This window comes from Micromonospora sp. NPDC005254 (genome assembly GCF_042872525.1).
Taxonomy (GTDB): domain Bacteria; phylum Actinomycetota; class Actinomycetes; order Mycobacteriales; family Micromonosporaceae; genus Micromonospora.
Genome location: NZ_JBIAKM010000013.1, coordinates 88,737 through 106,235, shown reverse-complemented (window position 1 = coordinate 106,235; position 17,499 = coordinate 88,737). Strand labels below are relative to the sequence as shown.

The 17,499-nt window shown below is 73.8% G+C and carries 17 protein-coding genes; 8 read left to right on the top strand and 9 right to left on the bottom strand.

Translation table 11 applies throughout. The features are described from left to right. Positions 1–105: 105 nt before the first annotated feature. From ACFYPR_RS30730 to ACFYPR_RS30700, 7 genes are all read left to right on the top strand, one after another. A complete protein-coding gene (locus ACFYPR_RS30730; RefSeq protein WP_354861896.1) occupies positions 106–1,536 on the top strand; it encodes a pre-peptidase C-terminal domain-containing protein in 1,431 nt (476 codons plus the stop codon). A 66-nt stretch (positions 1,537–1,602) separates the two neighbouring features. Further along, positions 1,603–2,541 carry a MurR/RpiR family transcriptional regulator gene (locus ACFYPR_RS30725; protein ID WP_355066666.1) on the top strand — a complete coding sequence of 313 codons (939 nt, stop codon included), beginning with the start codon at positions 1,603–1,605 and terminating at the stop codon, positions 2,539–2,541. A gap of 90 nt (positions 2,542–2,631) precedes the next feature. Beyond that, positions 2,632–3,579 carry a transporter substrate-binding domain-containing protein gene (locus ACFYPR_RS30720; RefSeq protein WP_387264035.1) on the top strand — a complete coding sequence of 316 codons (948 nt, stop codon included), beginning with the start codon at positions 2,632–2,634 and terminating at the stop codon, positions 3,577–3,579. Positions 3,580–3,695: 116 nt separating this feature from the next. Beyond that, a complete protein-coding gene (locus tag ACFYPR_RS30715; protein WP_387264032.1) occupies positions 3,696–4,547 on the top strand; it encodes an amino acid ABC transporter permease in 852 nt (283 codons plus the stop codon). Beyond that, entirely contained in the window at positions 4,544–5,320 is a 777-nt protein-coding gene (locus tag ACFYPR_RS30710; RefSeq protein ID WP_355066663.1) for an amino acid ABC transporter ATP-binding protein, read from the top strand. The genes ACFYPR_RS30715 and ACFYPR_RS30710 overlap by 4 nt, the downstream gene beginning before the upstream one ends. Next, positions 5,320–6,489, top strand: coding sequence for a M20 family metallopeptidase (locus ACFYPR_RS30705; protein WP_355066662.1), 1,170 nt, complete (start codon positions 5,320–5,322; stop codon positions 6,487–6,489). Before ACFYPR_RS30710 ends, ACFYPR_RS30705 begins: the two co-directional genes overlap by 1 nt. Positions 6,490–6,564: 75 nt before the next feature. Continuing rightward, on the top strand, positions 6,565–7,887 hold the full coding sequence (locus ACFYPR_RS30700) for an FUSC family protein (protein WP_355134455.1): 1,323 nt from the start codon (positions 6,565–6,567) through the stop codon (positions 7,885–7,887). A gap of 10 nt (positions 7,888–7,897) precedes the next feature. Here ACFYPR_RS30700 and ACFYPR_RS30695 read toward each other — a convergent pair whose 3' ends face one another. The 8 genes from ACFYPR_RS30695 to eccB form a co-directional block, all read right to left on the bottom strand. After that, positions 7,898–8,542 carry a C39 family peptidase gene (locus ACFYPR_RS30695; RefSeq protein ID WP_354861907.1) on the bottom strand — a complete coding sequence of 215 codons (645 nt, stop codon included), beginning with the start codon at positions 8,540–8,542 and terminating at the stop codon, positions 7,898–7,900. Positions 8,543–8,769: 227 nt separating this feature from the next. Then, positions 8,770–9,177: a pyridoxamine 5'-phosphate oxidase family protein gene (locus ACFYPR_RS30690; RefSeq protein ID WP_387264028.1), complete on the bottom strand. Its 408-nt coding sequence runs from the start codon at positions 9,175–9,177 to the stop codon at positions 8,770–8,772. 31 nt (positions 9,178–9,208) lie between these two features. Beyond that, on the bottom strand, positions 9,209–9,547 hold the full coding sequence (locus tag ACFYPR_RS30685) for a YkvA family protein (RefSeq protein WP_354861910.1): 339 nt from the start codon (positions 9,545–9,547) through the stop codon (positions 9,209–9,211). A 76-nt stretch (positions 9,548–9,623) separates the two neighbouring features. Further along, the gene (locus ACFYPR_RS30680) at positions 9,624–10,421 is read right to left on the bottom strand and encodes a hypothetical protein (protein ID WP_354861912.1); all 798 of its coding nucleotides are present in this window, start codon (positions 10,419–10,421) and stop codon (positions 9,624–9,626) included. A 271-nt stretch (positions 10,422–10,692) separates the two neighbouring features. Continuing rightward, on the bottom strand, positions 10,693–11,052 hold the full coding sequence (locus ACFYPR_RS30675; RefSeq protein ID WP_354861914.1) for a hypothetical protein: 360 nt from the start codon (positions 11,050–11,052) through the stop codon (positions 10,693–10,695). Between the two features lie 275 nt (positions 11,053–11,327). Then, positions 11,328–12,608, bottom strand: a complete 1,281-nt coding sequence (locus ACFYPR_RS30670) for a hypothetical protein (RefSeq protein WP_363937493.1) — start codon at positions 12,606–12,608, stop codon at positions 11,328–11,330. Continuing rightward, on the bottom strand, positions 12,601–12,969 hold the full coding sequence (locus ACFYPR_RS30665) for a hypothetical protein (RefSeq protein ID WP_007454914.1): 369 nt from the start codon (positions 12,967–12,969) through the stop codon (positions 12,601–12,603). Before ACFYPR_RS30665 ends, ACFYPR_RS30670 begins: the two co-directional genes overlap by 8 nt. An 88-nt stretch (positions 12,970–13,057) precedes the next feature. After that, positions 13,058–14,584 carry a type VII secretion protein EccB gene (gene eccB, locus ACFYPR_RS30660; protein WP_354861917.1) on the bottom strand — a complete coding sequence of 509 codons (1,527 nt, stop codon included), beginning with the start codon at positions 14,582–14,584 and terminating at the stop codon, positions 13,058–13,060. A gap of 159 nt (positions 14,585–14,743) precedes the next feature. Between eccB and ACFYPR_RS30655 the strand changes: the two genes are divergently transcribed. Then, complete coding sequence (locus ACFYPR_RS30655) at positions 14,744–15,931, top strand: type VII secretion protein EccE (protein WP_387264024.1); 1,188 nt, start codon at positions 14,744–14,746, stop codon at positions 15,929–15,931. Between the two features lie 22 nt (positions 15,932–15,953). Here the strand turns inward: ACFYPR_RS30655 and eccD are convergent, their stop codons facing one another. Beyond that, the gene (eccD, locus tag ACFYPR_RS30650; protein WP_363940523.1) at positions 15,954–17,351 is read right to left on the bottom strand and encodes a type VII secretion integral membrane protein EccD; all 1,398 of its coding nucleotides are present in this window, start codon (positions 17,349–17,351) and stop codon (positions 15,954–15,956) included. Between the last annotated feature and the right edge of the window lie 148 nt (positions 17,352–17,499).

Below are 17,499 nucleotides of genomic sequence, written 5' to 3'. Positions count from 1 at the left end.
CGTCGCCGCGCGCTGCGACGAGATGTAACAGGGGTTACTTATTGAGCAACGAACGTGATGGATGTAACTTCTGTTTCATCGATTCGTGGCCCCTCGGAGGTGCCCATGTCCCCTTCCCGTAACCCCATCCGCAAGCGGCTCGCGGTGCTCGTCACCACGACCACCCTGCTGACCGTGGCACCGATCGGGGTGACCGCCGCGTACGCCCAGGTCACCCGGGTCCGGCAGGGCAGCTCGACGGACGTCAGCCGGGCCAGCTGGTCCGGCCCGGCGTACACCATGAACGGCTCGGGCGGCATCGTGGCCGCGACGATGAACCAGGCGATCGCCGCGATTCGCGGCGGCTCCGGCTCGATCGACGTGGCCGTCGTCGCCGGATCGGGCACCGGCACCCCGGAGTGTGACGTGATCACCGGGCTGAGCGGCGTCAACTCCTGCACCACGCTCACCCTCACCGCCGCCAGCGACGGCAACAACAGCCAGGTCAACACCGACATCCGCAACGCCGAGTTCGTCTACTTCGCCGGCGGCGACCAGTGTCGGTACGTGGCGTGGAAGGGCACCGCGCTGGAGGCGTCCGTCGAGTCGGTGGTGGCCAAGGGCGGCGGGGTCGGCGGCGGCAGCGCCGGGCACCACGTCAACAGCGACATCGTGTACGACGCCTGCGGCGGCAGCGCCACCTCGGCCATCGCCCTCGACGATCCGTACGACGCGTCGATGACGTTCACGACCGGGATGTTCCGCTGGCCGAACTACGCCGACACCATCAACGACTCGCACTTCGTCACCCGGGACCGGATGGGCCGGCTCATGGCGTTCGTGGCGCGGTCCATCAAGGATGGCCGGACCAGCGGTGGCAAGGCGTGGGGAGTGGGCGTCGAGGAGGGCGCCTCGCTCTTCATCGACCGCTTCGGCCTGGCCACCCTCAGCGGGCCGAGCGCGTACGTCGTGCTCGGCGACCACCAGCCGGAGGTGGCCAGCTCGGGCCAACCCCTGACCTACTCCAACTTCAAGATCTGGAAGCTGACCAGCGGTCAGAGCTACCACTTCGGCAACCGGCCGACCTGCGGCTACTACCTCAAGAGCGTCACCAGTGGCGTCCCCAGCGGCAGCCTCTACAGCGGTACGCCGGTCACCGACTGCTCCACGCCGCCGCCCACCGGCGGGTCCAGCTATGCCGAGGTCGAGGCTAACGACTCCCGCGCCGCGGCCAACGACGTGACCGGCCGCAGCTACCCGCTGACCATCACGGGGGACATGAAGAGCGGCACGGACCGGGACTACTTCACGGTCAGCCTCGCCAGCGGGCAGACGCTGTCCGTGAACTGCGCGGTGCCCACCGCGTACGACGCCGATCTCTACCTGCTCAGCTCCACCGGAAGCACGCTCACCAGGTCGGTCAACGACGGCGCCGGCACCGGCGAGTCGGCGTCCACCACCCGTACCGCGTCCGGCTCGGCGACCTACTACGTCGAGCTGGAGGCGTACTCGGGATCGGGCAGCGCCGACTACAGCTGCACCGTCACGAAGTCCTGATCACCGCTGCGGCGCGGGCGCGTTCGGCGCGTCCGCGCCGCCTCGGGCCACGGCTAGGCTCAGCGCGTGTCGACCTCCGATCACGCCGACCAGCCGGGCGCCCGGCCGGTGGCGTACCCCAGCGGTTCTGATCCCGACGGCGTTGAGCCGGCGGCCGTCGGGGTGGCCGCCCTCATCCGGCAGCGCCTCGGTGAGTGCAGCCCGGCCGAGCGGCGGGTGGCGCGGGCCCTGCTCGCCGCCTATCCGGCGGCCGGGCTCGGCACGGTGGCCGCCCTGGCCGAGCGCGCCGAGGTGAGCGCGCCGACCGTGCTGCGCTTCCTCAGCCGTCTCGGCTTCGGTGGCTACCCGGAGTTCCAGCGCGCGCTGCGCGACGAGCTGACCGAGCGCGAGGTCTCGCCGCTGACCGCGTACCGGGCGGCGGAACGAACGGGCGAACCGCCGGCGGGGGCGCTGTCCCGCGCGGCGGCGCGGCTGCCCGAGGCGGTCGCCCGCACGCTCGTCGAGCTGCCGCAGGGTGAGCTGGACGCGGCGGCCCGGCTGCTCGCCGACCAGCAGCTGCGGGTCACGGCGGCCGGCGGCCGGTTCTCCGGGCTGCTCGCCCACTATCTGGTGCTGCACCTCATGCAGGTACGCGGGGGGAGCCGGCTGCTCCCGGCCAGCCCGGTCGAGCGCACCGACATGCTTGTCGACGTGGGCCGGCGTGACCTGGTCGTGCTCTTCGACTTCCGGCGGTACGAGGAGCCGACGCTGGCACTGGCCCGCGAGGTGACCGGGCGCGGTGCCCGGGTGGTGCTGTTCACCGACCGGTGGCTGTCCCCGGTGGCCGGTCTGGCCGAGGTGGTGCTGCCCGGCCGGGTGGAGTCGCCCTCGCTGTACGACAGCTTCGTTCCGGCGCTGGCCCTGGTGGAGACGGTGGTGGCGGCGGTGATCGACCGGCTCGGGCCGGTCGCGGGCACCCGACTGAAGGCGATGGAACAGGCGCAGCAGGAGTTCCACATCGGCTGACCGCCGTTACAGAAAACTGTAACCCCACAGAAATAGTAATGTGCGTTACAGTCCGGGTGCTGGTACGTCTGGCACCCGGAAGGACACCCCATGCGCATCCGTCAGCTCGCCCTGGCCACCACGGCCACGGCCCTTCTCGCCGTCACCGCCGGCTGCGGCGGCACCTCCTCCACCGCTGCCGGCTCCGGCGGCGAGGCCCCCACCGTCACGGTCACCGTCGAGGGCGTCGGCCCCATCAGCACCGACGCCAACCTCGCCAAGAAGGTCCCCGCCGACCTGCGCGGGCGGGGCACGGTCACGGTCGCCACCAACGCCCCCTACGAACCGTTCATCGACTTCAAGCAGGAGGGGCGGACCGACGAGTTCAAGGGTCTGGACTACGACCTCTTCCTCGCCGCCTCCGCCCGGCTGGGCATCAAGGCCACCTTCACCCAGCAGCCCTTCGACGGGCTGGTGCCCGGCCTCCAGGCCGGCAAGTACGACGCCATCGCCGGTGGCATCACCGACAAGAAGGAGCGCCAGCAGGTCGCCACCTTCGTCGACTACTCCGCCTCCGGCACCGGCTTCCTCGTCAAGACCGGCAACCCGCTCGGCGTCAAGACCGTCGCGGACCTCTGCGGGCGCAAGGTCGCCGTGCAGAAGGCCAGCAACCAGGCCAAGAACCTGGCCGCGTACTCCAAGGAGAGCTGCGCCGGCAGGGCTGTCGAGGTCAAGGAGTACCCGGAGAACCCGCAGGCCGTGCAGGCCCTGATCGCCGGCAACGTCGAGGTCGTCGCCGCCACCAAGGTCAACCTGGTGGACACCGCCGGCACGCTGGCCGGCAAGGCCGACCTGGTGGACGACGCGTCCGCCCCCAACGGCTGGCTGGCCAGCCCGAACGGCTTCGGCTTCCTCAAGAGCAAGAAGGACGTCGCCGAGGCGTACCGGGCCGCCGTGCAGTCACTGATCGACGACGGCACCTACGCCAAGATCCTCGGCCAGTGGAAGCAGACCCCGATCGCCGTCAAGCAGGCCACCATCGACCAGGCCATCGACTGACCCCGCGGTAGGCGACCCCCTGAACCGCGGTCGCCGGGCGCCCTTTCCACACCGTGAGGGCGGGTCCGAAAGGCGCCCGGCGACCGCCGCACCGCTTTCCGCAGGAGGCACTGCACATGAACGACACCGAGACCGTACGGGTGGTCCCCGTGCGGCACTACGGTCGGTGGCTGACCGCGCTGCTCGTGGTCGGACTGGCGGCCCTGTTCCTCCGGGCGCTGCTGGACAGCCCCAACCTCGAACCCGCCACCATCGGCGAGTACCTGTTCAAGGACTACATCCTCGACGGCGTGGTCACCACGCTCTGGCTGACCCTGCTGGCGATGGTGCTCGGCACCGTCGGCGGCGTCCTGCTGGCGGTCATGCGGCTGTCGCCCAACCCCGTGCTGAGGGCGGTCTCCTGGGGCTTCATCTGGGTCTTCCGGGGCACGCCGCTGCTCGTGCAGATCATTTTCTTCGGCTTCCTCGGCGCGCTCTTTCCCCGGCTGACGCTGAGCCTGCCGTTCACCGGCACCGTCCTGTTCGACCAGCCCACCAGCGTGGTGGTCACCGGCACGGTCGCCGCCGTCCTGGCCCTGTCGCTCAACGAGATGGCGTACGCCGCCGAGGTCATCCGGGGCGGCATCCTCGCCGTCGACGGCGGCCAGACCGAGGCCGCCGCGGCGCTCGGCATGAGCCCGGCGCTCACCCTGCGCCGGGTGGTGCTGCCCCAGGCGATGCGGGTGATCATCCCGCCGATGGGCAACGAGACGATCACCATGCTCAAGTCCACCGCCCTGGTCTCGATCATCGCCGGGCGGGACCTGATGACCGCCGTGCAGACCGTCTACCAGGGCAACTACAAGGTGATCCCGCTGCTGGTCGTCGCCGCGATCTGGTACCTGGCGCTGGTGAGTCTGCTCTCCGCCGGGCAGTGGGCGGTCGAACGGCGATTCGGGCGCGGGTTCAGTCGAGGAGGAGTGCGATGACCGTCGCCGAACGGGTCCCCATGGTCCGGGCCGAGTCGGTCACCAAACGGTACGGCCCCATCGAGGTGCTCAGGGGCATCGACCTCGCTGTGGCGCCCGGCGAGGTGGCCTGCCTGCTCGGCCCCTCCGGCTCGGGCAAGTCGACGTTCCTGCGCTGCATCAACCACCTGGAACGGATCGACGGCGGCCAGCTCTGGGTCGACGGCGAGCTGGTCGGCTACCGGCGCAGCGGCGACAAGCTCTACGAGTTGAAGGCCCGCGAGGTGGCCCGACGTCGCCGGGACATCGGCATGGTGTTCCAGCGGTTCAACCTCTTCCCACACCTGACCGCCCTGGGCAACGTGATCGAGGCGCCGGTCCGGGTGCTCGGCACCGCCCGGGAGGCGGCCCGCGACGAAGCGCTGCGGCTGCTCGAACGGGTAGGGCTGGCGGAGAAGGCGAACGCCTACCCCGGGCAACTGTCCGGCGGGCAGCAGCAGCGGGTGGCGATCGCCCGCGCGCTGGCCATGCACCCGAAGTTGATGCTCTTCGACGAGCCCACCTCGGCGCTCGACCCGGAGCTGGTGGGTGACGTGTTGGACGTGATGAAGGGCCTCGCCGCCGAAGGGATGACGATGATCGTGGTGACCCACGAGATGGGCTTCGCCCGCGAGGTGGCCGACTCGGTGGCCTTCCTGGACGGCGGGGTGGTCGTCGAGGCTGGCCCACCGGCGGACGTGCTCGGCAACCCCCGGCACGAGCGCACCCGCGCCTTTCTCGACAAGGTGCTGTGATGGATCCGCTGCTCACCGCCGCCGGCGACCGGCTTACCGCGTACCACGAGCGGTTGGCCGAGCTGGTCGGCATCGACTCCGGTTCCGGACAGCTCGACGGACTGCGCGCGGCGGCCGATCTCGTGCAGACCTGGTGCCTGGCCGCCGGCCTGGCGGTGGAGCGGGAGCCTGTCGCCGACCCGGCCGGCACGCCGCTGGGCGACGTGCTGATCGCCCGCCGGCGCGGACGCGGCACCCGCCGCATCCTGCTCGCCGGCCACCTGGACACGGTGTTCCCGCCGGGCACGGCAGCCGCCCGTCCGTTCCGGGTTCAGGACGGGCGGGCGTACGGCCCCGGGGTGTGCGACGACAAGGGCGGTGTGCTCGCCGGCCTGGCCGCGATGGAGGTGCTGGCCCGGTTGGGGCTGGCCGAGTACGGGGAGCTGATCCTGGTCTGCACCCCCGACGAGGAGATCGGCTCGCCCGGCAGCCGGGCCCTGCTGCGCCGCCTCGGGTCGGAGGTCGACGTCGCGCTCTGCCTCGAGTGCGCCCGCGACAACGGCGACCTGGTCTCCGCCCGCAAGGGCGTGGCGGACCTGGAGGTCACCCTGCGGGGTCGCGCGGCGCACGCCGGTATCGAACCGGAACGCGGCGCCAACGCCCTGCTCGCCGCGGCCCGGTTGACCGTCGCGCTGGACGCGCTCAACGGCCGCTGGCCGGGTGTGACGGTGAACGTCGGGCACCTGCACGCCGGGAACCGGCCGAACGTGGTCGCCGATCAGGCCCGGATGCTCGTCGACCTGCGCGCCTGGCGCACCGGCGAGTACGAGGCGGCGCTGGCCGAGATCCGCCGGCTGGTGGCCGTGCCGACCGTCTCCGGAGTCCGGGCCGAGGTGGCCGTCCACGCGCCCACCCCACCCTGGGAGCCGAGCCCTGTCGATCGTCGACTCACCGAACTGGCCGCGAAGGTGGGGGCGGGGCTGGGCGTACCGGTGTCCCACACCGCGACCGGCGGGTGCGCCGACGCGAACCTGCTGGCCGAGGCGGGCGCGGCGGTACTGGACGGACTCGGCCCGGTCGGCGGCGCGGACCACAGCCCGTCGGAGTGGCTGGACCTGGACTCCGTCGTACCCCGTACCGCCCTGCTCGCCGGCCTGATCGACCAGGTCAGCCGGGACGGCGGTGGCTGACGTACGGCTGGTGCGGCTGGTGCCGGTGGGGCGGAGGGGCACGATTGGCCGGACGTCCCCCGGGTAACCGCCGCCATGGCCGACGACCGCCCACCAGCCGACCGGGACCGGTCACCGCTCGGCGAGGCCGCCGAGCGGAGCGGCCAGGCGGTCGAGCGGGTGCGACACCGCAGCGGGCAGGCCAGCCGGATCCGGGCCCGGCAGTGGGAGGTCACCCTGGTCATCTCGATCCAGGCTGGGCTGGCCGCCGCGCTCGCCGCCCTGATCGCCCAGCACTTCCTCGGCCCCGGAGCGCACGTCTTCGCCCCGGCTGCCGCCGTCGGTACGATCGCCACCGCCATCGGCCAGCGGGCCCGACGAACCTTCGAGCTGCTGTTCGGCGTCGGCCTGGGCATCGTCATCGGTGACGCGCTGCGCTTCATCGTCGGCTCCGGGCCGTGGCAGACCGGCGTGGTCGTCGCCCTAGCCGTCGCCAGCGCCCTCCTGGTGGCCGGTAAGGGCGGGCCGTTGGTCGGCCAGGCTGGCGGTACCGCCGTACTGATCGCCACGCTGGCCCCGATGCAACGTGGCCTGGAGCTGCCCCGGATCTTCGACGCGCTCGTCGGCGGCGCGGTCGGCCTCCTGGTGGTCGCGCTGCTCCTGCCCATCAACCCGATACGGGTGCTCGACCGCGCCGCCACGCCGATCTTCGCGGTCCTGCGCGAGCAACTCGCCGAGCTGGCGGAGGCGGTACGGCAGCGCGACGTCGACCGAACGCAGGGTGTTCTGGAGCGGCTTCGCGGCACCGAGGGCGACGTGGGGCGCCTGAACGACTCGCTGAGTGGGGCGGAGGAGGTGGTCACCATCGCGCCGGCACGCTGGCACCGCCGTCAACAGTTCCACCGGTACGCCCGCAGCGCGTCGCACCTGGAGCGGCTGCTGCTGGACAGCCACGCGCTGGCCCGCTGGTCGACGACCGCCCTGCAGTACGACGAGCCGATTCCGGCGGAGCTGCCGGACGCGATCGCCCGGCTGGGACAGGCGGTGGCGGAGATGCGGACGGAGTGCCGGGTCGGCGAGACCCCGCGGTGCACCCGGAAGCTGGTCGAGGAGTGTGCCGAGCTGGCCGGACGGGCAGCCGCGACCGGGGTCAGGTCGTTCGGCGACGCCCTCGTCACCGGCCTGCGCACCGCGGCCAGCGACCTGCTCCGGGCGGCGGGGTGCGAGCCCGACGACGCCAACCGGATCGTGCGCAAGGCGGCCGGTGCCGGCGAGGCGGCCATCTCCCCGCCGACCCGACACCATCTGCACCGCGCCCGGCCGACTCGGGCCACCCGGGCGCGTCGGCGAGCGCACCACGCCTCCCGCAGACGCGACGACAGGGCCGGCCTCTCCGCGAGGAAGAGACCGGCCCGGTGAACCGTCAGGGTCAGGAGGAGTAGCCGCGCTCGGCGATCCAGTTGGCGACCTTCGGCAGGCTCATCCAGTACTCGCCGAGCGCCGGGTCGGCCGGGTCGGCGACGCGGATGCTGTCCCCGCCGTCGCGGTAGCCGACGAGCGTCAGGTAGTGGCCGCCCTCGTACGAGTGCGGGTTGCCGTCGGTGTCCACGGTCGTGCCCTTGATGTTGGCCACCACCGGTCTGCCGGCGTCGATCGCGGCCAGGACGTCCCGGCGCAGCTGCTCGACCTGGTCGGGGCGGGCCACCGAGTCACGGATCTCGGTGGTCCGGTAGCGACCGCCGGTCAGCTCGTTGAGCACGCGGGTGGTGTCCAGGGCCGACGGTGTGCCCGCCTCGGTGGTGCCGAGCCGCTTGGCCACCTCGTCCTGGGACAGCGCCTTGCCCTGCGCGGAGAGCGCGATCCGGGTCGCGGCCGGGCCGCAGTAGAAGAAGTTCGGCTGGGCCTGGTAGTCGACGTCGAGAATGCGCTCCGCGCTCCGGTTGGTCTGGCTCGACGAGGGCGGGGCGCCCTGCGCGGGCGCTGCCTGCGCGGCGACCGCAGGGCCGAGGGCGCAACCGCCGGCGACCAGCAGGCCGACGACGGACAGGCCGCTCTTCTGCACGATCGGGTTCATGGTCGAGTCTCCGTTCGGGGGTAGCCGCCTCCGTGGCGGTCTCGGCCGTGCGTACCGGGGACGTAACGGCCCTGCTTCGGCCGACATTCCGTCGCCGGCTGCCGCCGGGGGCGTCGTGACCAGGTGCAACGGCTGTCGCCGGTGCGAGATTCCGGGAGACCGCGTGCGGCCGTGGGAGGGCCCGAAGCAGGCATGGTGGCATGAAGCGGACAGAACGCCAGTGCGGCTCAGAGGCTCCCGAGCAACCCGGTCACAGTGATCTGGATGACCACGCGCTCCGGATTCGGGCGCGGGGTCCGATACCGCTCGGCGTAGCGGCGCTCCGCCTCCGCGACGGCGGCTCGGTCCGACCGGAGCACCGCCCGGCCCTCGATCGTCAACCAGCGGCGGCCGTCCACATGGCAGACCGCCACCGGAGTGCCGTCGGCGCCGGCGGCGGCCACCTGGCGAGCCTTGCGGGACGTACCCGAGGTGATCACCCGGGCCAGCCCGGCCGCCGGATCGAGAGTGACCCCGACGGGCACCACGTGCGGGGTGCCGTCGGCGCGCAGGGTGGTCAGTGTCGCCAGGTGCCGTTCCGCGCAGAAGGCGGCCACCCGGTCGTCGCGGATGTCCAGCCGATGATCGCCCGCCACGTCCGTCCCCCGTCCTGTGCGCCAACCTCGATCATCGTACGGAGCGGGCGCGGTCCGGATCCGGCGGCGCGTCCGGCTGCCCGGGCAGGCGAAGGCCGGCAGCCCGGCGCTTGTGCACGAGCCGCGTGAGATAGATCAGCGCGCCGGCCAGAACACCCATGTCGTCCAGGTAGATCGGGTCCGGGAGGATGTCCACCGGAAAGATCGTGTAGATCAGCGCCCCGTAGAAGGCGATCTTGCCGCCCGCGCCGAGCCCGGTCAGCAGCCGCCTCGTGCGCACCACCCGTACCGCCAGCACCACCGCGCCGACCAGTGTGGCGATCGCCAGGATGCCGGCGATCACCACGAGGACCCACGCCTGTCGGGACATGCCGTCACGCTAACCCACCAGCGCCGGCCCGGCCCGGTTCGCCGGGTCGCGAAACCGGAACCGCCGGGCCACCGGGTCAGAACGCCGGGACCGCCGCCCGACCGCGGGCGACCACCGCGTTCTCCCGGGTCTGCTCGGTCGGCGGCCGGAGGACCTCGCTGAGCGGCAGCACCGACGCCGACTCCGCCACCCGCCGCCCGGTCGCCGCGTGGGCCTCCTCGCGAAGGCTACGAGCCGCCGCCACGGCCAGCTCCGCGGCCCGCCAGGCCGCCTGCTCCCGCTCCTGGGCCGCGACGTGCCGGGCGGCCAGATTGTCGCGGATCGCCCGCTGCAGCACGAGTTCCTGATCGACGGGGTGCAGCCGCGGGTCCCAGCCGTCGCGGTGCGCGAAGACGTCGCTGAGCTGCTCCACCGACAGCTCCCGCCGCCAGTACGCGTCCAGCGCGGCCCGGTGCAGGTAGCGCTCGCGGTCGGCGTACTCGGCGGGGGTCCGGGCGGTCTGCGGCAGCGGCATCGCGGCCGCTGCGCCGAGCCGTCGTACGCCGGCCTCGGCCGCCTCCAGCGCCTGCCAGGCGGCTTCGACGGTCTCCTGCGCGGCCACCCACTCCGCCCGTCGACGCTGGGCGGTGGTGGTGGCGCGCTCGGCGGCCACCGCGACCTCCTGCGCGTAGCGGCTCTGCTCCCGCTCCTGGAGCGCCTGTTCGAGCTGGCTGGGCATGGCGGCGTTGCGGATCCGGGCGGCCGGGTCGAGGCGGAGCCGGCCGGGTCGCAGCAGGAGCGCGGCGACGGCGACCACCACCACCCCGAGCAGGCTCAGCCAGATGGCGGCGGCCCGGGGCACGTCGGGCAGGACGGCGGAGAGGACGGTCTGCATGATCAGCACCTCGCGGTCGAACGACGGTATCGACGGATGGGTCCTGACGGCACCGGGCCGGTCGCTCGACTGGTGTCGACGCGCCGGGCTCCGAGTGGTCGGGGTGAGCTGCGGATGGCCGCCCGAGGCTCGGGCCGATCCCCGCTGGGCGGGATCTCGCGAGCCGGATCGGGTCTGGCTGCGGGTAGCGCCGGTGGCGGCGACCCGGGCACCCGGACGCACGACCCGGAGCCAAGTCACGGGGAGCGTCGGGTGGCCTGACGGCCTGAGATCAGCTGGTGGGAGGGCCGCGTCGGGGCGGGGTACCGCGGCCGGGCTCAACGGCCGACGTGTGCTCCGCGCCCGCGAGGACCGGGCCGGTCGGCGCGGCGACGATGGCGTCGCTGCTCGGCCGGGGCGCGGCCGGCTGGCTCGTCCGCTCGGTGGCCGCGACGGCCTCCGGCTGAACGGCGTCCACCCGGCTGCTCACGGCGCTGGGCCGCAGCTGCGCCTGAGCGGACGGCGGGGTGGCGGCGAGCGCGCCGCCGAGGCCGACCGCGAGCACCAGCGCGGTGACCGCCAGCCGGGTCAGCTCCCGCAGTGACCACAGCACGGCCCACCGGGCTGGGCGGACCAGGGCTGCGGACGACACCCGACCAACCTATCGCCCGACCCGGCATGGCGCAGCACGACAGCGGGCGAATGGGAGTGACCGCCACCACCGTCACCACTGTGGACGGTGCTGACCCGCGGCCGCACCGTATCCGGGTGTGAGGGCCGAGGGCCGAGGGCCGGGGCCCGGGCCCCGGTGGCCGGTGGCCGAGGGCCGAGGGCCGAGGGCCGAGGGCCGAACCACGGTGACCCCCGCCGCAGCAGGCGGCAGGGGTCACTCGGGTATCTCGTGCGGCGCCGGGTGCCGTCGGCGGGTCAGCCGGAGGTGCCGAGCACCGGCGGCGCGGCGTCCCCGCCGTCCTGCCACACCATCTCGTCCTCGGTCAGCCAGGTCAGCCGCTCGTCGGACTCGTCGTCCTCGGGGCGACCGTGCCCGCCGAGCACCCCCGGGCGGTTGGCGCCCCGGCCGTTGCCCGTCAGACCCTGGCGCCCACCCGCGGCCGACCGACCGGACTCACCGCGGCGGCCGTCGATGCTCCGCCCGACGCCACTGGCGGACCGGCTCTCGGCGGCGGCAGCGCCGCCGGTCGGCCGGGCCGCCGTGGTGGGCGTGCTGCTCGACCCGGCGAGCGCGGAGGTGCGCAGCACCCCACCGGCCGGCGCCCCGCCCGGTGCCCCGAAGAGCAGGCTCGGCCCGCCCGAGGCGCTGGCAGCCACGGTGGTGGTCGGCCCGGCCAGCCCGGCCGCCCCGCCGGTGAGCAGAGCCCCGCCGAGCAGCGGGTCCGCGCTGGCGAGGGAGGTGGTGCTGCCCTCGGGGTCGCTACCGGTGCCCTCCGGCCCGATGGCGACGACCGAGGTGCCACCGTCCTGGCCGGGGACGGAACCGCCCCCGCCGGCCGGCGGAGGTGCCACCCCGTCGGGCGTCGCGACTGTCGCGCCGCCGGTGTGCGCGGTCAGGCCGGTGGCGGTCGGAGCGGCCGACGGCGTCGTGGTGGCCGGGCCGCTGCGCGGCGTCGGCCGGTCCTGATTGGTCGTCTTCGGCGTCTCCGGGTGGGGGTGGGGCGGGTCGACCACCCGGTCGTAGGCGGAGAGGTCGTAGCCGGCGGCCAGCTCGGCAACCACGTTCACCATCCGCTGGTGGGCCTTCTCCTGCTCTTCCTTGTCCTGCTGGTGGCCCATGATGCCCCCGACCACGGCACCGGGCAGGCCGAAGGCGGCACCCTTGAGCGCGCCCGAGATGGCCTGGTCGTTGTCGTCGGTCTCTTCCGGGCTCTCGGCCTGCTTGTGCGCGGCGCGCAGCTGGCTAGCCATCATGGTGAGGCTCTGCTTGATGCCGGCCATGCCCTCGCCCAGCGCGTCGGAGTGATCGACGATCAGCGTCAGCCGGCGCTGGAACTCCCGACCCGCCGGGCCGGTCCAGGTGTTGCCGAGCTTCTCCAGGTCGCCGCTCAGCTCCCGGCCGAGGCCGTCCAGGATGCCCTTGAGGGCGGCCCACTGGGCGGCGATCCCCTCGATCTGCTCCGGCTTGCCGGCCATCACCGCGTCGTACAGCTCGCGGTGGCTCTTGCCCTGGTAGCGCTGGGTGTACTCAGACACTGCCGTCCCCCTTCGGCTGCAACGCCCGGTCGACACCGGTCAGCGCAGCCGTGATGTCGGTGGCGTTGGCCGCGTTACGCGCCTCGGCGGTGCGGTAGTTGGCCAGGATGGTGCTGGTCGCCTGCTGCGCCGCCTGCACCGCCTGCCGGAGCCGCTCGGCCTGATCCACGTACGACTGGTGGACCTCGCTGTAGCGGCGCGAATTCTGGGTGGCGTCGGTGAACGAACCCAACGCCGGTGGACTGCACTGCATCTCGGTGTTGAGCTTGCGCAGCACCGACTCGGCCTGACTCAGCCGCGACGCCAGGTGCTTGTGGAAGTCCTCAAGGGACAGCAGGTCCACTTCCGTACGCCCGGTCATGGCAAACATCCCCGTCGTTCTGGTTGACAACCGTCAGCGAACCCAGGTTAGTCCACTGCCGCGACCCGGGGCGACCCGTCCGAACGGCTCAGCCGTCGGCGCCGGTCGATGCCCCGGGCAGCCCACCGCCCGTGCCGCCGCTCGCCGGGGCGCTCGTGGCCGTAGTGGACGACGTGGGCTGCGGCACGGACGCGGACGCCGGCGCGTCACCGGGTGCGAACTGCACGAGCGCGTCCTCCCGGTCCAGGGTGGGCCCGGTCGGGATCAACGCGAGCAGCGAGCCGGGCACCGCCAGCGGGGTGACCCCTTCGTAGCCGAGCGCCCCCAGCGTCTCGGCGGAACCGAGCGGGTACCGGACACCCTGCGGGCTGATCAGGTAGACCGTCGCGCCAGCGGCACCGGACCCGCTGGTGCCGGCGCCGGGCGCGGCCTGGGCCAGTACGCCCTTGCCGCCGGGCAGCAGCACCGACTCGGCCGTGCGCACCGCGTCCCGGTTGGTCTGGCGCACCGGCACCGAGCCGGGCTCGTCCGCCGTCAACTCCGCCGGAGCCCGGTCGAAGACCTCCAGCGTGGTGGTCGGGGGACCACCGGCGCTGCCGGCCCGGTACGTCGCGCAGAGCAGCGTCTGCCCGGCCCGGGCCTGGTACAGGGTGGGCAGCGTCCGGGGCATTCCGTCCGCGTCCACCCGCTGCTCGGTCAACAGCCGACCGGCCTGGTCCGGCGTGATGTCGGTGATCTGACCGCCGCCACTGATGAGCAGCAGGGCGGTGATCTCACTGATCGAGACGAGACCCTCCCGCGCGAGCACGTAGTGCTGCCCCGCCGCCTGGAAGACCTGACCGATGGTGGCGGGCCGGCCGGCGACGCTCAGCCCGCTGCGGTCGCCCATTCCGGGCAGCGACGGCTTGCGCAGCGGCGGCCCGGCCGGCACGGCGTTGAGCAGCTGCTGCCCGACCGGCAGCGGTGCCGTGCCGGTCATCCGCAGCGCCGCGACCGCCTGGTCACCGCCGCGTACCTCGAGCCGGGAGTTGCCGGTGAGCAGGTGCCGCTGACCGTCGACGGTGACCAGGACCGCCCGGTCGCCGAGCGGCGCACCGCCGGGCAGCGCGCGGTCGATCACGACGCGGGTGGTGGAGTGGCGCGGGTCGGCCGCGTCGGGCACGTCGCAGACGGACCACGGCAGGCCGGTCAACGACTTGCGGTCCGGCAACGCGTCGGGCGCGCCGACGATGCCGACGGTGTGCCCCCGTGGACGGTCGCGCAGCGCCGCCTGCGACATGGTGCGCACCGTGGGGTCGGGCTCGTTGAGGATCAGCCGTGCGGAGGCGTAGTTGAGCGTCGGATGCAGCTGTCCCTCGGCGAACACGTACGTCGCGCCGGTCTCCCGCTCGATGACCAGGCTGTTCTCCTCCAGTGGCGCGGTGTTCCCGGTCAACTGGCCGTACGCGCCCACGCCGCCGAGCACCACCGCCGCGGCGATCACACTGCCGAAGACCGCCATGCCGAGCCGTCGCATCGGCAGGTTGGTCGTCTCCGGATCGCCCGACACGAGCGCGGAGACGATCCGACGGGTGACGAAGCGGTACGCCTGCACCTGATCGCGGCGGGTCCGCATGACTTACCTCCGGCGGGGTGGATCCGCGACGATGTCCTCGGGGTGCCGTCGCGGGCTTCCCTACGATAAGGGGCCGACGGCGGGTCCTCGGGGCCGCCGCCGGATCGGTGCCGGGCCGACCCGGCGCAGAGTCGTACCGTCCAGGAGGGACAGTCAGCGATGACGCAGGTTCAGGCGCCACCCGCGGATGCGGTCGCGAGGCCGTCCGACGTCCCGGTACGGGCCACCCCGGCGGCCGATCGGCCGGGTCGGGGTCGCATCGGTCCGGTGCTGGTCGGCCAGCTCGTCGTACTCGAGGTGTGTGCCCTCGCCGTCTGGGCCGCGACGGCCGGGCCGAGCTGGCTGCTCGCCACGGTCGCCGCCCTGGCGGTCGCTGTCGTGGTGGCCGCGTTCGCCCGCCGTGGCGGTCGCTGGTGGTTCGACGACCTGCTGCTGCGTCGCCGGCTCCGCCACCGCCGCGAACGGGCGGCGGCCGCGCTGGCCGGCGGGACCGCCGTGGACCCCCGGCTGGCCGCGCTCGCACCCGAGCTGGGCGTCATCGAGTTGACCGACCGGGGCACCCGGCTCGGCATCGGGCAGGACGAGCAGGGCTGGTTCGCCGCGGTCGCGCTGCAACCGGTCACCGGCGCCGCGGTCGGTTCGGTGGACGCGGCGACCGTGGACCGCGCGTTGCGGGTGCTCGCCGACTTCTCGGCCCCGGTGTCCAGGGCCCAGGTGGTCGCGCACACCCTGGTCTGGTATCCGGCCCCCGGTGCGCCGCCGGCGGCGCACCGGACCGTCTGGGTGGCGCTGCGGCTCACGGTCCACGACGCGCGGGTCGAGACGGTGAGCCGGGGCGGCGGGCTGCCCGGCGTCCACCGGACGCTGGCCGCCGGAATCGGCCGGTTGGGCAAGGCGCTGACGGCAGCCGGGTTGGCCCACCGGCCGCTGGGTCGCGACGAGCTGCGCGCCGCCGTGGTGTCGGCCGCCGGGCTGGACCTGGTGCCGGAGCCGCCGACGGAGAGCTGGCGGGGGCTGCGCGGCGGCGGCTGGACGCACCGCTGCCTGACCCTGCGGGGCCGCCCGGACGCGCCGCTGGGCCCGCTGGTGGACGCGATCACCGCCACGTCGGCCCCCTCGCACACGGTGGCCGCGGCGGTGTCGCCCGACGGGCGCATGGCGGCACCGCTGCTCCGGGTCGCGGCCATGGACAACCACGTCGAGGCGCTGGTCAAGGTCGTCCGGGACGTCGCGCACCGCGCCGGCACGCCCGCCCGGCCGATGGACGGGCAGCACGGCCCGGGCGTCTACGCCAGCGCGCCGGTCGCGTCAGCGCTGGGCGGCGCCGGTCGTCGGCAACCCCGCTGACGGCGCGCTGGAGCCTCCCCGGTCAGGGCCGCAGGTTGACGATCCAGCCGTACAGGCCGCAGACCCAGACGGCGAGCGGCACCAGCGCGATGATCAGCATGATCTCGACGATGTCGAGCAACCGGCCCCACACCGGCGAGATGCGCTTGCCGGCGACGGTCAGGCCGTAGATCAGGCTGACCACGGCAGCCACCAGCAGGCCACCGAGGATCAGGCCGAGCCGGACCGGAAGCGATCCACCGGCGAAGGTCGCCGCGGCGGCCAGGCCCAGTCCGACGGTGCCGGCGAGCAGCACCGGAACGCGCTGGGCCCGACCCAGGAGCGGACGCGCCCGCAGCAACGACAGCAGGGCCAGCACCAGGCAGAGCAGCACCGCCGGCAGGCGGCCGTCCAGGGCCAGCACGAGCTGCGCGCCGAGCACCAGCAGCGAGACCATCCACAGCAGACCGGTGAGGAACTGGTCGGCCCGGTCGCTCCGCTCGAGCACCTGCCGCCCGTCGACCGACTCGCTGTCGGTCTTCAGGTCGTCCGGGCCGGTCGGGATCGACGGCACCGGCAGCCGGGCCAGCCGGTAGGCCACCATCGGCAGCGCCGGCACCACGCCGAACGCCACCGCCGCCACCACCGCGGCCCCGGCCGCGGCGTCGATGCGGAGGGCCAGGCAGAGCAGCGCGCCCAGACCCGTCCCCGCGCCCACCCCGATCGCGGCGAAGAAGAGGGGGTACCGGTCACCGACGGCCAGCACGGCCACCGCCCCGGCGACCACCACGGCGGTGGCCGCGAGCAGGACGTGCGGACTGGCCAGCTCGGTCAGCTTCCGGTCACCGGCGAGCAGCAGCAGGCCACCGGTGCCCGCGTGCACCAGCCCGACCATCGCCAGCACCGAGCCCGTCCCGCTGTCACCCGCGGCCCGGGCGAGCACCGCCGCGCCGACCAGCAGCGCCACCGCGACCAGCAGGGCGGCCAGCGTGCCGGGCAGGTGGGGAGGGCCGGTGAACAGGGCGGCCAGGGCGCCGCCGCCGAACGCCGCGGCGGCGAACAGCACCGCGAACGATCGGGTCGCCCCGACCTGCCAGGAGCCCGGCCGCCGGGTGGTCGCGGTGGCGACCGCGTCCACCACGTCGTCGAATACGACCTCCGGCGCGGAGGCGGACCGGGGCTTGAAGTACAACACCTCGCCGTCGCGGACACCGAGCTGCGCGGCGGTACGACCACCCTCCAGAGGTGCGCCACCCAGGCGGGACAGCGCCCAGCCGCCGTGCCGCACCCCGTCGTCGGCCAGGTCCTCCCCGGCGTAGCGCAGCAGGGTGGGCAGAAGGTCCGCCATCGGCACGTCCGACGGCAGGGCCAGATCAATCCGGGTACGGGGGGCCACAATGGTGATCCGGCTCAGACCACCGGTCGCCGTCTTCGTCGCCACAGTGGCCTCCTGGTGTCCATCTACGATCGGCGGGCCGGGGTCCCGCGGTGCGGGTGCACCGCGCCCACGGGAGATTACCTACGATGACGGGCACGTACAGTGCCCACCCGCGGGCTTCGGGCCGCGCCGGCACGACAGCAGGGCCGCT